This window comes from Aeromonas sp. HMWF015 (assembly GCF_963878965.1).
GTDB classification, from domain to species: Bacteria; Pseudomonadota; Gammaproteobacteria; order Enterobacterales; family Aeromonadaceae; genus Aeromonas; species Aeromonas veronii.
The window spans coordinates 22,140-36,560 of the sequence record NZ_CAWNZT010000397.1 but is presented as its reverse complement, the minus strand read 5'-3'; the positions used below and the strand labels follow the sequence as shown (position 1 = coordinate 36,560).

The window sequence follows — 14,421 nt, the reverse complement described above, 5'->3', positions numbered from 1 at the left end:
CGGTCGCTGTACTCGATATCGAGCTTGAGATCGGGAAAGCGCTGGCGAAACAGCGGCAGGGCGGGGGAGAGATGCAGATAGCCAAAATCCATCGGCACCGAGAGCTTGAGGGTGCCGTTGGGCTGCTGGTTGTGGTGGGTCAGCTGGCTGTGGGTCTCTTCCAGCTCCGCCAGCAGGGCGAGGGAGCGCTGGTAGTAGAACTGGCCCGCTTCGGTGGGATTGACCTGACGGGTGGTACGCGACAGCAGCCGGGTGGCGAGGGACTCTTCCAGCTGCTGCATCAGTTTGGAGGCCATGGCGACCGAGATGCCGAGCTGGTTGGCAGCCTTGGTAAAGCTCTGGCACTCCACCACCTTGATAAAGGTGCGCATGGCGGCGATCTGGTCCATTTTCTATCCTCAGTAAATAATGAATTTAATAAATCACTGATTATTCATCTTCAGAACGAGGTTAGCATTTTAACCACTGATGTGAACCCCAAGATGAAGGAACGAACGGATGAAAATGACCAAGGCTCTGCTGGCCTCCTGCCTGTTTATGGCTACCCCTCTGATGGCGGCGGATTACGATGTGGATGCGGCGCACACCACGGTGCAGTTCAAGGTGGGTCACCTGGGCTTCTCCGAGCTGGTGGGTCGCTTCAACACCTTCAGCGGCACCTTCAGCATGGATGACGCCAACCCGGCGGCCGCCAAGGCAAGCTTTGAAGTGGATGCCGCCAGCGTCGACTCCAATCACGAGGCCCGCGACAAACACCTGCGCAGCCCTGACTTCCTCGACGTGAAGCAGTATCCCAAGATGACCTTCGTCAGCTCCGCTTACGAGGGCACCAAGGATAAAGGCGTGCTGAAAGGGACCCTGACCCTGCACGGCGTCTCCAAAGAAGTGGCCTTCGATCTGGTCAAGATCGGCGAGGGCAAGGATCCCTGGGGCGGTTACCGCAGTGGCTTCAACGCCTCCACCACCATCAAGCGCAGTGACTTTGGCGTGAGCTACATGCTGCCCGGTATCCCGGACGAGATGAACATCAACCTGTTTGTCGAAGGCGTGCGCAAGTAATGGGCGCGGAACTTCTGCTGCAAACCCTGGCGGCTCCTCTGGGAGCCGCTTTGCTATCGTGGCGCTGGCCGCGACTGGGGTATCTGTGGGGCGCGCTGGCGCTCTGGCTGGTGGGATCCTTGCTCGGCGGTCTCTATGGCATTCCGGCCAAGGCGTGGCAGTGGCTGCCGTTGACCCTGCTGGTGCCCGCCATCGCGGCTCAGGTGAGCGATCTGCGCGGTTCGTTGCTGCTCTTTGCCGTTATCAGTGCGCTGGTGTGGTGGCAGGGATTGGCCTCGGTACTGGCGAGCGAGCCGATGATCTGGCTGGCGCTGCTGCCCGCCATCCTCTGGTTTGGCTGGAGCACCTTGCGCGGTGATAGCCGCGAGGGGCTCGGGTTTGCCCTCGGCTTTATCTGGCTGGCGCTGGTGATCGGCATCGATGGCAGCCTGCTGATTGCCCAGCTGGCCGGTGCGCTGGCCGCTTTCGCCGGCTTTCGCGCTCTGCTCGCCACCTTTGCAGCCATCAAGGTGGCACCCGCCGGTCTGGCGCTGGCCCTCGCCTTCGTCCAGATGCTGGCCTGGCAATATGTGGAGGTGCCGCTGGTGGTGTTGCTGCCGGTCTGGTTGCTGCCGCTGCTGGAGTGGGCGTTGTGTGACAAACCGTGGCCAGTGCGTTGGGGTGGGCTGATATTGCTTGCTGCCGCGGGAACCGGGCTCAGCCTGTGGTGGGTGTGGCCTGCTGCTTCTTTGTACTGATTTTTGCATGAAAAACAGGCAATTACAGTCATTTTTGCATACCCGCTCATACTCTTGGCAGATAATGATTGAGCCACCTATGTGTTTCAGATAAAAAGGTTTTTCATTTTATTTGGACACACACAGAACCCGGCCGCGCCGGGTTCTGTTTGCCTGCTTTGCGGCACATAAGGAGGCCACAGTTGCGCAGTCAAGGATCTGAGCATCTGTTTTTTCGCCATTTCACCGGACAGGGACGTATCGATGGTCTCTGCATTCTGCTGGTCACTCACCTGCTTCCCGATCGCCCCCGTTTTATCGAAGCGCTTTCCCGGATTGGGCGGATTGGCGCCATTTTACCCAAACCGAAATCGGTACACGGCCCGACCCTGGAGTGGGTATCCCAGCACTATCCGGTGCTGCCCCTCAACCGGCGCTGGACCAATGATCCCGACAGTATCATCCAGCAGATTGCGCCGCTGGTGGCCCCCCACGAACGGTTGCTGATCCTCGATATAGGCGGTTACTTTGCCAAAACCCAGGTGATCTTGAGTGAATACTTCGGCCCCCGTTTCCTAGGGGTGGTGGAGATGACCGAGAACGGCCACCAGCGCTATGAGCAGGAGGTGCTGGCGACCCCCGTGGTGTCGGTGGCACGCAGTCCCCTCAAGCAGGCCGAGGATATCCAGATTGGTTTGAGCGTGGTCTACTCCGCGGAGTCGTTGGCTCGTAATCTCAACCGTACCTTCAACGTCTGCGAAGCCGTGCTGTTTGGCTATGGCAAGGTGGGGCGCAGCATCGCCCGCGACCTGCGTTGTCGCAACCTCCATCTCGGGCTGGTGGAGACCGATGTGCTGCGACAGGTCGAAGCGCTCTCTCACGGTTTTCGTCTGATCACCAAGGCCGAGGCGTTGAGCCGCGCCGAGCTGGTGATCTGCTCTACCGGCAACGGCTCGCTGGATTTGGCGGATCTGCAGGCGCTGCGCCCCGGCACCATGGTGGCCTCGGTCACCTCGGCCGACGACGAGTTTGCCTTCTCGCTGGCCCAGTTGCCGTGGCCGAGCGAAGAGGTGTGCCCCCATGTGCTGGCCCTCAACCGGCCGGATGGCACCCAGATCTACCTGCTCAACCGGGGTGAGGCGGTCAACTTCGTCCATGGCGCCGTGATTGGCGAATATGTCTATCTGGTGCTGGCGGAGATCATGGAAGGGATCCGGATGCTGGCGGCAGGCCCTCTTGCTCCCGGCCTGTTCGAGCTGCCAGAATCGGCGATGCGTACCATTGCCCGCCATTGGCTGGCCGATTTTCATGGGGTTGATCAGCACTGATTTGACCAAACCGGGATCGGCCATTGGGCGGCAGTACGCCACTTCCCGCCATTGTCGCTTTTTTATGGAGTCACTCATGACCGAGTCTGAAACCCTGATCAGCAAACCCCGCATCGAAATCCGCTACTGCACCCTCTGTCGCTGGATGCTGCGCGCCGCCTGGCTGGCGCAGGAGCTGCTATCCACCTTCGACAGCGATCTGGGGGAGGTGGCGCTGGTGCCGGCCAGCAAGGGGGAGTTCCGCATTCTGGTGAGCGGGGTGCAGGTGTGGGATCGGGTGGTCGATGACGGCTTCCCCGAGGCCAAGGAGATCAAGCTGCGGGTGCGTGACGTCATCGCCCCTGAGCGGGATCTCGGCCACTCGGATCGCAAGGCGGCCGAGTAACGCCAGATGGGCCGAGCGCCTCGAAAAGGTGCTGAGCATGAGAGCGAAAGGAGAGGGAGGCGATGGCCTCTCTCTCCTTTTTTGCCTTTGGCTGTTTGCCTGGCGCCTGCAGGGTTATGAGCGCGGCTCGGCCAGATGACTGCCGATATAGCGGGCCCGCTTGTGGGACTTGATGCGGTTCACATCGACCCACACCAGCCCGTCGATGCAGTGGTTGAAGTCGGGGTCGATGCCAAAATCCATAAACTGCACCCCGCCCGGCTCGCACAGCTCGGAATACTGCTTGTAGAGGGTAGGGATGGCGCAGCCCAAATTGTCGAGGCGGGCCTTGAGTGCTTTGAGGTCGGCGGCGTAATCCAACCCCTCGAACAGAGGTTGCGTCTCGGGGTAGGGACGGCGGGAGGGGGCCAGCGCCAGCTCGGGGGCAAAGTGCTGGCGGTAGAAGCTAACCAGCAGATCCTTGGCCGCCGGCGGCAGGCTGCCGGAGAGCGACACCGGGCCAAACAGGTAGCGGTAGCGGGGATAGCGGGCCAGATAGGCACCGATGCCGAACCAGAGATAATCGAGCCCCCGCTTGCCCCAGTAGGCGGGCTGAATAAAGCTGCGGCCAAGCTCGATGGCCTGTTCCAGCCGGGGCAGCAGCTTATCCTCAAAGCCGAACAGGGTGTGGCTATAGAGGCCATCCTTCCCCTTGCTGGCCAGCAGCTCCGCCACCGGGGCGAACCGGTAGGCGCCGATAATATCGAGTCGGGCCGGATCCCAGAGGATCAGGTGGTGATAGTCGTTGTCAAAGCCATCGAGATCCCGCCTTTTGCCGGATCCTTCCCCCACTGCGCGAAAGGCGATCTCCCGCAGTCGCCCCAGCTCGCGCAGGATCACCGAGTGGCTCAGTTCGTGGCGGCGGTAGAGGTAGATCCCCTGACCATCCGGGGTGGTGCCGAGCTGTTCGCAGCTTTCGATGGCCTGTTTGAGCTGGCGACGATCCTCCGGCAGGGCGATGGGGGCCTCGGTCTGCAGGCGCCCCGCCTTGCCACGGCCAATCCGGTAGAGGTGGTTGCGCACCAGCCGCGCCGCCGTCTTGGCGGGCAGATCCTGAAAACTGCCGAGTGGAATGCGCGATCCTATGGTCACCGGCAGGGTCTGCCCCTGCTGGCGAAACAGCTGGCGCACCAGCAACAGGGCGGAGGCGGGCTTGTTGAGCCAGGAGGCGAGATAGAACCAGAGGCTGTTGCGCCCTCCCAGATGGATGGGCACCAGCGGGGTGCGGGTGCGCTGGGCCAGCTTGATAAAGCCTGCCTGCCAGGGGCCATCTTTCACCCCCTTGAGGCCAAGCCGCGAGACTTCACCTGCGGGGAAGATCACCAGCGCCCCTTCATGGGCGAGGTGCTCGTTCATGGCGAGGATGGCCTGTCGATCGGTCTTGCCCTCCATATTGTCCACCGGCAATAGCAAAGGGCGCAGCGGCGCGAGCTGGGCCAGCAGCTGGTTGGCGACGATCTTCACATCGGGGCGGATGCGACCGAGCAGTTGCAGCAGCGCCAGTCCATCCAGCGAGCCGATGGGATGGTTGGCAACAAGAATGACCCGGCCGCTGGCGGGAATATGCTCCAGCTGCGCCTCGCTGACCCGATAGTCGAAATCGAGCTGGGTCAGCGCCTGCTCGACAAAGTCGAGGCCGCGCAGGTGCGGGTAGTGGGCGGCAAAGTCGGCAAAGGCACGTTCGTTGAGCAGCCAGCCCAGCAGCCGTTTTAACAACGGGGTAAGCAGGGGGTAGCCAAGCAGGCGGGGGAAGTGCTGGGTCAGCAGGGTATCGATAGTGAACATCTGGAGGGCTCCGGCGATCCGTTGCTCCCAGCATGATGTGACACTGTTCCCGCGACATGTCAGCGGGATGACAGTTTGATGGCAGCGGCGGCCAGTTGCTCCTGAGCGACCCTCCCCCGGTTTCTCTTTGTTGATGGGTGATGGCCAGATAGCAAGGGGGGGGCCGGTTGACCGGCTCCCCCCTTGGTTGTCATGGTAATCGATTAACCGCGCCAGGCTGCGGTGAGGCGCACCAGCTCCACCAGGGTGGCGACCGATTTCTCCATGGATTGCAGCGGGATGAACTCGTGCTTGCCGTGGAAGTTGTGGCCACCGGTGAAGAGGTTGGGGCAGGGCAGACCCATAAAGGAGAGGCGGGCGCCATCGGTACCGCCGCGAATGGGCTTGATCTTCGGCACCACGTCGGCGACCTCCATGGCGGCCTTGGCCAGCTCGACGATATGCATGTGCGGCTCGATCTGGCTGCGCATGTTGCGATAGCTGTCGGTCAGGGTCAGCTCGATGCGGGCCTTGGGATACTCGGCCTGCAGGGCGGCCACCCGGCTCTGCATCTCGGCTTTGCGTGCGGCGAAGTGCTCGTCGTCGAAGTCACGGATGATGTAGTGCAGGGTGCTCTCCTCCACGGTGCCGCTCATCTGGGCCAGATGGAAGAAGCCCTCATACCCGTCAGTGCACTCCGGGGTCTCGTCGGCAGGCATGGCGGCATGGAAGCGGGCGGCCAGGGTCTGGCTGTTGATCATGCTCCCCTTGGCGGTGCCGGGGTGGACGTTGTTGCCGATAAAACGAACTGTGGCGCTGGCGGCGTTGAAGTTTTCATACTCCAGCTCGCCCAGTTCGCCGCCATCCACGGTATAGGCCCACTTGGCTGGGAATCTCTCCAGCGGGAACAGGTTGGCGCCGCGGCCGATCTCTTCATCCGGGGTAAAGCCGACCCAGATATCGCCACGTGGGATCTCGGGGTGGGCCTGCAGGTGGTCGATGGCAGTGAGGATCTCGGCGATACCCGCCTTGTCGTCGGCGCCAAGCAAGGTGGTGCCGTCGGTGGTGATGAGGTCCTGACCCAGGTAGTTTTTCAGGAAGCGGTAGTCACGGATGGCGAGCACCTCGTCACCCTTGCCAAGGCAGATGTCGCCGCCCTGATAGTTTTCGATGATTTGCGGCACTACGTGCTCCGCCTCGTAGTCGGCGGTATCCATGTGGGCAATCAGGCCGATGGCGGGGGCGTCCGGCTGGTTGCCCGGCAGGCAGCCGGTGAGGTAGCCGTGTTCATCCAGGGTGACCCGGGTTAGCCCCAGCGCCTTCATCTCTTCTTGCAGGGCGCGGGCAAAGATCAGCTGGCCTTCGCTGCTGGGGCAGGCTGGATTGGTCTCATCGGAGCGGGTATGAAAAGTTACGTAACGCAGAAAACGCTCAAGCAGGGTATCCATTAGTCAGCCTCTAACCGATTGTGAGCGGTCATTGTGGCCAATCCGTGCGGGGCACTCATTGCGTCAGCGCAGGTTTTTCCCATTTTTTGACGCAAGGGAAGAGCGGCGAATGCGCGGCGCGCGGGGCAATGTCCGGGAGGGAGATCGCATAAATGTGGCATTTATCGCGATATTTAGGCGCTGGCGGTGGCGGCCAAATTCCTCTCAGCGACCGCACAGCAAGGCGTCAGCCCAATCATGGCGTTTTCACACACTTTTCAAGGGGAAACCGGGCTGTCGCATAACCTGCGCCATCCCAGAGCCCGCCTGCCCGCCAGCAAGATTTGATCGACTTATTAAAAGGGGATTTTGAACACTATTTTTTATTGTCACTGCCCGCGGTAAGTGTGTACACTCCGCGCCGATCCAAGGGCAACCCTGAAGCAGGCAGAGCCGCCAGAAACCCGACCGATCGTACGCCTATAGGGCGAGGCACGCAGAAACGACAGACACTGCTGGGGAATGGTTTCTTTAATACCGGTTAGGCTCCGGTATCAGGGAGAACAACAGACTCTCATCCTTCATTTGACCGAGTGGGCCACCGGCTCATCATCTTCCCTTGTCATGGGCGGTCACTGATGGTGAGGTGGGCTGTGGTTGTTGTCGTCTATCAACACGCATGCGTGCTGGCGCCTTCGCTTCTCTTCCTTGGAACCCTCTCCTTCTGTCGGGATCGCTGCCGAATGATGAACTGACGGCGTGGCTGATGTCGTCTGTCATCAAAGTACCGCGGCGCTACGGCATAGTGGCACCGCATACCGTTGAGCTTGATGTAAAGCCACCAGCCCCACATCAAGACTCGTTACTTCCCCAAGATCCACCAGGCAGCCTCTGGCTTGCCGCGATGTGCAAAGGGTTGGTTTGGGTGGCTGCGTCTCGTGATGGCAGCGCTCGCCGTACTCTGCACTAGATGGTCTGGATGTGATTGAGGGTAACGAAGGCGACTTTGGGTCGCTCATTTGCGAGGCATAGCCCATGACTAACTGGTCCAGCAAGGACTCCTTGAAGGTCTACAACGTTCCCTACTGGGGTGCGGGTTTTTTCAATATCAATGACGCCGGTCATGTGACCGTCGCCCCCGACAAATCACGCCCTGACGCGCATATCGTGCTCTCTGACGCCATCGAACAGTTGCGTCAGTCCGGGCTGACCACCCCCGTGTTGCTGCGCTTCCCTGACATCCTCAAGAGTCGGGTCGATGCGCTGTTCAACGCCTTTGGTCAGGCCATCGAGAAGTCAGGCTATGAAGGGGACTACCTCTGCGTTTACCCGATCAAGGTAAACCAGCAGCGTCGTGTCATCGAGACCATCAGCCAGTCCTACAGCGACAAGCCCCGGCTTGGCCTGGAAGCTGGTTCCAAACCGGAACTGCTGGCCGTGCTGTCCCATCACCATGAGCAAGGCTCGGTGATCGTCTGCAACGGTTACAAAGACCGCGAATATATCCGCCACGCTCTGCTCGGCAACCTGATGGGCCACAAGGTCTACATCGTGGTGGAGAAGCCCTCCGAGCTGGAAATGGTGCTGGACGAGTCAGCTCGTCTCAATATCAAGCCCAACATCGGGGTGCGTGCCAAGCTCGCTTCCACCGGCTCCGGCATGTGGGAATCGAGCGGTGGCTCCATGTCCAAATTTGGTCTCTCCGCCTCCCAGATCCTGGCGCTGATCGAGCGTCTGCGCGGGCTGGGCAAGCTGGATTGCCTGCAACTGCTGCACTTCCATCTGGGCTCCCAGATCGCCAATATTCGCGACATTCAGGGCGGCATCCGCGAGTGCGGCCGTTTCTACGCTGAACTGCGTCGCCTCGGTGCCAACATCGAAGTCGTGGACGTCGGTGGCGGCCTGGGGGTGGACTACGAGGGAACCCGTTCCCAGAGCCACTGCTCCGCCAACTACAGCCTCTCCGAGTACGCCAACAACGTGGTATGGGGCATCGGCGATGTCTGCCGCGAGTTCGACCTGCCGCACCCGACCATCATCAGCGAGTCTGGCCGTGCCCTGACCGCCCACCACGCCGTGCTGGTCACCAATATCATTGGTGCCGAAGGGGTGGAGATGAACGACATCAGCGCGCCGGACGAAGATGCACCGACCATTCTGCAGAACATGTGGAAAGGCTGGCTGGATCTGCGCAGCGAAGATCCCTCCCTGCTGGAGATCTTCCATGACTCGGTGGCAGATCTGGGTGACGTGAATACCCAGTACACCATGGGCCTCTTGAACCTTGAACAGCGTGCCTGGGCCGAGATGCTGCACCAGAACACCTGTCTGGCACTCAAAGAGATGCTCAACCCGGTCAACCGCAACCACCGTGCGCTGGCTGACGAACTGAGTGAAAAGCTGGCGGACAAGTGCTTTGCCAACTTCTCCCTGTTCCAGTCCCTGCCGGATGCCTGGGGTATCGGTCAGGTATTCCCGGTGATGCCGCTGGCCGGTCTCGATCGTCCGCTTAGTCGTCGCGGTATCCTGATGGATATCACCTGTGACTCCGACGGTCAGGTCGAGCACTATGTCGACGGTCTGGGGGTCGAGAGCACCCTGCCAATGCCGGTCTACGGCGAGAACGAAGAGTGCCACGTCGGCTTCTTCCTGGTCGGTGCCTATCAGGAGATCCTCGGCGATCTGCACAACCTGTTCGGTGACACCCACTGCGCCGAAGTGTGGCTGGACGAAGAGGGCAAGATGGACATTCGCAACGTGGTGCGCGGCGATACCGTCGACCAGCTGCTGCGTTACGTCAACATCGACCCGTCCGTGATCCGCGAAAACTACCAGCGGATCGCCGCTCACCCGGCGCTGGACGATGCCACTCGCAAAGCCCTGCTCGACGAGCTGGAGCTGGGCCTGCAAGGCTACGCCTATCTGGAAGACGAATAAGCGCCCGCACTTGACGTTCGCCGTGAAGGCATAAAAAGGGAGGCATTTGCCTCCCTTTGTCCTATCTGTTTCTCCTGTGGCGGTCAGGTCTGCGAGCTCAGCGCCTTGTGCAGATCCCGCTGCAACTGCTGATTGTCGTCTCTTTGCAGCTCCACAATACCCAATTGCAGTCCCTGCTCGATGGTAAGAGACCCATTTAACATGGCGTTGATGGCGGCTTCACTCAGCAGCATCACCCGGTCTTTTGGGTTTGGGCCGCTGGTGTGCAGCTGGAGCAGCAGAGACTCCTTACCTCGTACTCTGGACCAGAGTCCTGAGTCGATAAGCAGGATGGAGATCCCGCCGCCTACCCCTGCCTGCTGGAGTCGACTTTTGAGAGTTTGGAGCCACGCCTGGCTACGGGAGAAGCCGGCTTCGCCTGTCAGGGCTGCCAAGGGGGGCAACTGCTCACGGCTCACCGCAGTCGCCGTGGCCATGGCAATATTGACTGTGCCGGGCCAGCTCTGTTCGAACGGATTGGGATAAAGGGCATCATAACCACAGCTCAGCCCCATCCCGGGGATGAGGCAGAGCAGGACCATGCATGCGCGCAAGGTGCGTTGCATCATGGCGTCACTATGTTGAACCAGAAGTTGAACTTGTCGAGCAGCGTGACGAAGTCGCTGAACTTCTGCTGATCACCCTCGATCTTGATCTCGCCGCTGGCGATCTTCTGCTCCATGGTGCCCTGACCGAGCTGGATATCATCCAGCGTCTTCTTGCTCAGAGTAATGGTCACATCAGGCTTGGCTGCATAGCGGGTGGTGTGGTTCAGCACCGCGTTCTCCAGACTCAGGGTATGTTTCTCCCCGATGTCGGTGAACGCCATGTTGATGACCATCTTCTTGCCCGCCGCTTTCTCGGGATTAATGCGCACCGAGAGATAGTCAAACAGCATGCTGGGACTCATGGCCCGGATGGTATCCGGCGAGGCGGTGACTGTTCCACCAACGTTAGGAACGCCATTGCGCAGCTCATAGGCGCCTTGCAGATAGACGGAGCGCCACGGGCCGGATTCAGCCTGATAGCCCAGCTGCTCCAGTGCATCTGCCAGCAGCAGCTTGCCCTCTGTGTTGTTCGGGTTGGCAAACACCAGATGCTTGAGCACTTCTCCTACCCAGCGATATTCCCCCTTGTCGAACGAGGCCTTGGCTTTTTTCAGTACCTCCTGCTCGCCCCCCATGAACTCGATATATTTGGGGCCGACCATTTCTGGGGGCAGGTTGTCGAGATCGGAGGGGTTGCCGGAGTACCAGCCCATATAGCGCTGATAGACGGCACGGCTGTTGTGGCGCAGGGTGCCGTAGTAACCGCGGTTCGGCCAGAAGTCATTGAGCTCGGGGGGGAGGGTGATCTGCTCGGAGATCTCCTCGCCGGTATAGCCCATGTTCATCAGGCGCACCGACTGGTCATGGATGTATTTGTAGAGGTCACGCTGCTTTTTGAAGTAGTCAACGATGTTGGCATTGCCCCAGCGTGGCCAGTGGTGGCTCTGGAACTTGACCTCGGCCTGATCACCCCAGGTTTCGATGGTCTCGTTGAGAAAGCTCGACCATTTCAGTGCATCGCGCACCTGGGCACCGCGCAGGGTGAGGATGTTGTGCATGGTGTTGGTGGTGTTTTCGGCCATCCACAATGCTTTGCTGTCCGGGAACCAGGTGTTCATCTCGGCCGGTGCTTCGGTGCCCGGGGTCATCTGGAAGACCATCTTGACGCCATCGACCGTCAGCGTCTCACCGGTTTTGGTGATAAAGCGGGTCGGCAGCAGCAGCGAGGGCACGCCGGCGGAGACGGTCTGCCCCAGACCGCCGTTCACGTTGCCCTGGGCATTGCGCGGCAGCAGGGCGCCATACATGTAGACGGCGCGGCGGGCCATGGCATTGCCGGCGATGACGTTCTCCGACACCGCGTGCTCGGTAAATCCTTCCGGCGCGATGATCTCGACGCCGTTCTTTTTCACCTCGTCCAGCGAATTGAACAGGCCAGCGGCACCACCGTAGTGATCTACGTGGGAGTGGCTGTAGACCACCGCGGTGACCGGGCGCTCCCCTTGGGTCTTGTTGATGAAGGCCAGCGCCGCCTTGGCGGTTTGCGGGGAGATTAGCGGATCGAACACCACCCATCCCTTGTTGCCTTCGATAAAGGTGATGTTGGAGAGATCAAAGCCGCGAATCTGGTAAATCTTGTCGGTGACCTTGAACAAGCCGTACTGCATGTTGAGCTGGGCGTTGCGCCACAGGCTGGGGTTGACGGTGTCAGGGGATGCCTTGTCGAGCCCGATGTAGGTCTTGTACTGCTCCAGATCCCACACCACGTTGCCCTTGTCATCCTTGATAGTCAGGGTCTCCGGTTTGGCGATAAAGCCACGCTTGGCATCCTCGAAATCCTGCTTGTCATTGAAGGGCAGGGTGGTGAGCACCTGCTGGTTTGCTTTGATGGTAAATTCGCTGGCAGGCTTGGGGTCGATGGCGGCCTTGGCCGACTGCACAAGAGCAGGCTGCACAAGCAGTGCGCCACAGAGCAAGAGCGAGAAAATCGTGGGGGTGGGAAGCCTCGGTTTCATCGGTATGACTCCAGATGGTGGTGTGGGTCGACAGGGCTAAGTGTAGTCAGGCTCAAGTCAGGGAAGAGAAGAAAGGGGGACTTGCGCTACACAACGCCATCCGGGTGGAAAACTGCAGGAATTGCGCCTGCAGGAGCACAGCCGTTGCACATCTTGATCTGTATCAAGATAGGTCGCAGCGGGTTGTCTTACGGTCAGGAGTGATGTTGATGGGATGTAACAAAAGGATGTGCATATGGAACTGAAAAGGGATCCGAGATGCTATACCGACGTCTGTATCGACGGTAAGTGGTATCACTACGACCACTGCAGCACCAACGTCTACATGCTGATGGGGGGCGCTGCGCCGAGCCTTCAGCTGGCCTATGAGCCGAGCAGCGAAGAGGAGCTGATCGAGATGCTCCAGCAGCTGGGGCGCTTCTGAATTACCGAATTGATGTCTTGCCATATGGCCATCGGGCGCGTTACCACGATGGCCACCACTCTTTACCGCTGTACCTTATCTCAGCGGTTTTTATTGCCCAATAACCCCTTGCCAATCTCCAGCATGGCGACGGCCGCGGCGTAGCTGCTATCAGACTTGCCTATCTCATCCGCCACGTAGAGAAAATTGGATTGGTACTTCTCGACGGCCTCCCGTGGACTGGTCGCGTCAATAAAGTCCTCCTCCACCTCGAATCCTTGGGTCAGCAGTGCCGCCTTTTCACTCAGAAAAGTCGGAGACGCCATGTCGATAAAGGTGTATTGCTGCCGATTGGACGCCGGAATGGTAAAAAACTGGTATCTGGCCATAGGTAAATCCTCGCTTGAAGCGGGTGATAGATGACGTGACGCTGGGTTTAATCTGTGGCTCGCAGGCGGCTTGCTTGCCTCGACGTCGCAGACCGTGCGTGTCGGGAACGCCGCACTTTGTTTTCGTTCGAGACTACTTTGTTGGCATCTGCCCGGCAAGTGGGTCGCAGAGATTTTCTGGATTATCCGAGCAACCGAGATGTTGTTGGCAGGGGCGAGACCGGGATAATGCCGGGCTCACGTTGAGCCCGGCTTGTCAGCGCTCTGTTACAGCACGAAGCTCTGTACCATGGCGCGCAGCTGTTCGGTGAGCTGGTGGATCTGGCGGGCGGCATCGCGGGCGGCGTTGGCCACTTGCAGCGCCTCGTCACTGCCATCGGAGATGCGCACCACGTTGCGTTCGATCTCGTTGACCACGGCGCCCTGCTGCTCGATGGCGCTGGCGATGATGGCGTTGGTATCGACCATTCGATCCACCTTCTCGGTGATGGCGCCGAAAGCCTGTTTTGCCTCCTGCGCCAGCCCGACCCCCTCCTGCGCTTCATGGCTGGCCGCCGACATGGCGGTGACCGAGGCGCGGGCGCCGGATTGCAGCTGTTCAATCATCTGCTGGATCTCGACGGTAGCCCCCTGGGTGCGGTTGGCAAGAGATCGCACCTCGTCGGCCACCACCGCAAAGCCGCGACCCTGCTCACCGGCACGGGCCGCTTCGATGGCAGCGTTGAGGGCCAGCAGGTTGGTCTGTTCGGCGATGCCGCGGATCACGCTGATGACGCCGCCAATCTGGCTGCACTGCTGCTCCAGTTGGCCTATGGTGTCGGCGGTGCGCAGCACTTCGCGGTTGATATGGTCGATGGCCTTGATGGTGCGATCCACCACATCCTCGCCCTGACCGACCACGTTCTGCGCCTCCTGGGTCATGCGGGCGGCTTGCAGGGCGTTGCCCGCCATGTCTTGTGAGGTGGCGGCCAGCTCCTTGATGGCGGTGGCGACCTGATGGGTCTCCCCTTGCTGATCGGCAATGACCTCCTGTGAGCGGCAGGTGCGCGCTTCGATCTCGGTGGCGCTCTCCACCACGGTGACGCCATTTTCACGCACTCGCCGCATCAGGGTGCGCAGGGTCTCCAGGGTCACGTTGTAATCCCGGCTGATGGCGGCCAGCTCGTCCTGACCGACGATCTCGATATGCTGGCTGAGATCCTGGGCGTTGACCCGGGCAGCGATATCACGCACCCGCCCTACGGTGTCGCGCAGGGAGAGATAGGCACCGATCATCAGGTAGAGGTAGAGCAGCAAGCTGACGGTCAGCGGCGCGGTGACCCACCAGAAGTGGCGTTGGTTGGCGGCTAGCCGCTGACGCAGGTCGGCCTCC

Annotated in this window: 13 protein-coding genes; 6 read left to right on the top strand and 7 right to left on the bottom strand. The window is 60.4% G+C overall.

Annotation, left to right across the window (positions count from 1 at the left end; translation table 11 throughout):
- Positions 1-389 (bottom strand): LysR family transcriptional regulator (locus AACS18_RS23665; RefSeq protein ID WP_258228780.1); only part of this gene is annotated, 389 nt, incomplete at its 3' end.
- Between the two features lie 109 nt (positions 390-498).
- Here AACS18_RS23665 and AACS18_RS20470 point away from each other — a divergent pair.
- The 4 genes from AACS18_RS20470 to AACS18_RS20455 all read left to right on the top strand — a co-directional run bounded on the left by AACS18_RS20470 (position 499) and on the right by AACS18_RS20455 (position 3,488).
- A complete protein-coding gene (locus AACS18_RS20470; protein ID WP_005334411.1) occupies positions 499-1,059 on the top strand; it encodes a YceI family protein in 561 nt (186 codons plus the stop codon).
- Positions 1,059-1,796: a hypothetical protein gene (locus AACS18_RS20465; protein WP_108613166.1), complete on the top strand. Its 738-nt coding sequence runs from the start codon at positions 1,059-1,061 to the stop codon at positions 1,794-1,796. The genes AACS18_RS20470 and AACS18_RS20465 overlap by 1 nt, the downstream gene beginning before the upstream one ends.
- A 182-nt stretch (positions 1,797-1,978) precedes the next feature.
- A complete protein-coding gene (locus tag AACS18_RS20460) occupies positions 1,979-3,103 on the top strand; it encodes an adenosylhomocysteinase (RefSeq protein ID WP_107685101.1) in 1,125 nt (374 codons plus the stop codon).
- A gap of 76 nt (positions 3,104-3,179) precedes the next feature.
- Complete coding sequence (locus AACS18_RS20455; protein ID WP_108613165.1) at positions 3,180-3,488, top strand: SelT/SelW/SelH family protein; 309 nt, start codon at positions 3,180-3,182, stop codon at positions 3,486-3,488.
- A 114-nt stretch (positions 3,489-3,602) separates the two neighbouring features.
- On the opposite strand, the gene AACS18_RS20450 is transcribed toward AACS18_RS20455, so the two are convergent.
- Complete coding sequence (locus tag AACS18_RS20450; RefSeq protein WP_108613163.1) at positions 3,603-5,312, bottom strand: lysophospholipid acyltransferase family protein; 1,710 nt, start codon at positions 5,310-5,312, stop codon at positions 3,603-3,605.
- 203 nt (positions 5,313-5,515) lie between these two features.
- Positions 5,516-6,739: a peptidase T gene (gene pepT, locus AACS18_RS20445; RefSeq protein ID WP_108613161.1), complete on the bottom strand. Its 1,224-nt coding sequence runs from the start codon at positions 6,737-6,739 to the stop codon at positions 5,516-5,518.
- A 1,014-nt stretch (positions 6,740-7,753) separates the two neighbouring features.
- Between pepT and speA the strand changes: the two genes are divergently transcribed.
- Positions 7,754-9,655 carry a biosynthetic arginine decarboxylase gene (speA, locus tag AACS18_RS20440; RefSeq protein WP_005344160.1) on the top strand — a complete coding sequence of 634 codons (1,902 nt, stop codon included), beginning with the start codon at positions 7,754-7,756 and terminating at the stop codon, positions 9,653-9,655.
- 83 nt (positions 9,656-9,738) lie between these two features.
- Here speA and AACS18_RS20435 read toward each other — a convergent pair whose 3' ends face one another.
- A complete protein-coding gene (locus AACS18_RS20435; RefSeq protein ID WP_108613160.1) occupies positions 9,739-10,263 on the bottom strand; it encodes a hypothetical protein in 525 nt (174 codons plus the stop codon).
- Positions 10,260-12,257, bottom strand: a complete 1,998-nt coding sequence (locus AACS18_RS20430) for an alkyl/aryl-sulfatase (RefSeq protein ID WP_108613158.1) — start codon at positions 12,255-12,257, stop codon at positions 10,260-10,262. Before AACS18_RS20430 ends, AACS18_RS20435 begins: the two co-directional genes overlap by 4 nt.
- A 235-nt stretch (positions 12,258-12,492) precedes the next feature.
- On the opposite strand from AACS18_RS20430, the gene AACS18_RS20425 reads away from it, so the two are divergent.
- A complete protein-coding gene (locus AACS18_RS20425; protein WP_005334402.1) occupies positions 12,493-12,681 on the top strand; it encodes a hypothetical protein in 189 nt (62 codons plus the stop codon).
- An 80-nt stretch (positions 12,682-12,761) separates the two neighbouring features.
- On the opposite strand, the gene AACS18_RS20420 is transcribed toward AACS18_RS20425, so the two are convergent.
- Positions 12,762-13,049, bottom strand: a complete 288-nt coding sequence (locus tag AACS18_RS20420) for a hypothetical protein (protein WP_108613157.1) — start codon at positions 13,047-13,049, stop codon at positions 12,762-12,764.
- Between the two features lie 267 nt (positions 13,050-13,316).
- The coding region (locus AACS18_RS23660; protein WP_258228778.1) for a methyl-accepting chemotaxis protein at positions 13,317-14,421 on the bottom strand (1,105 nt) is incomplete at its 5' end.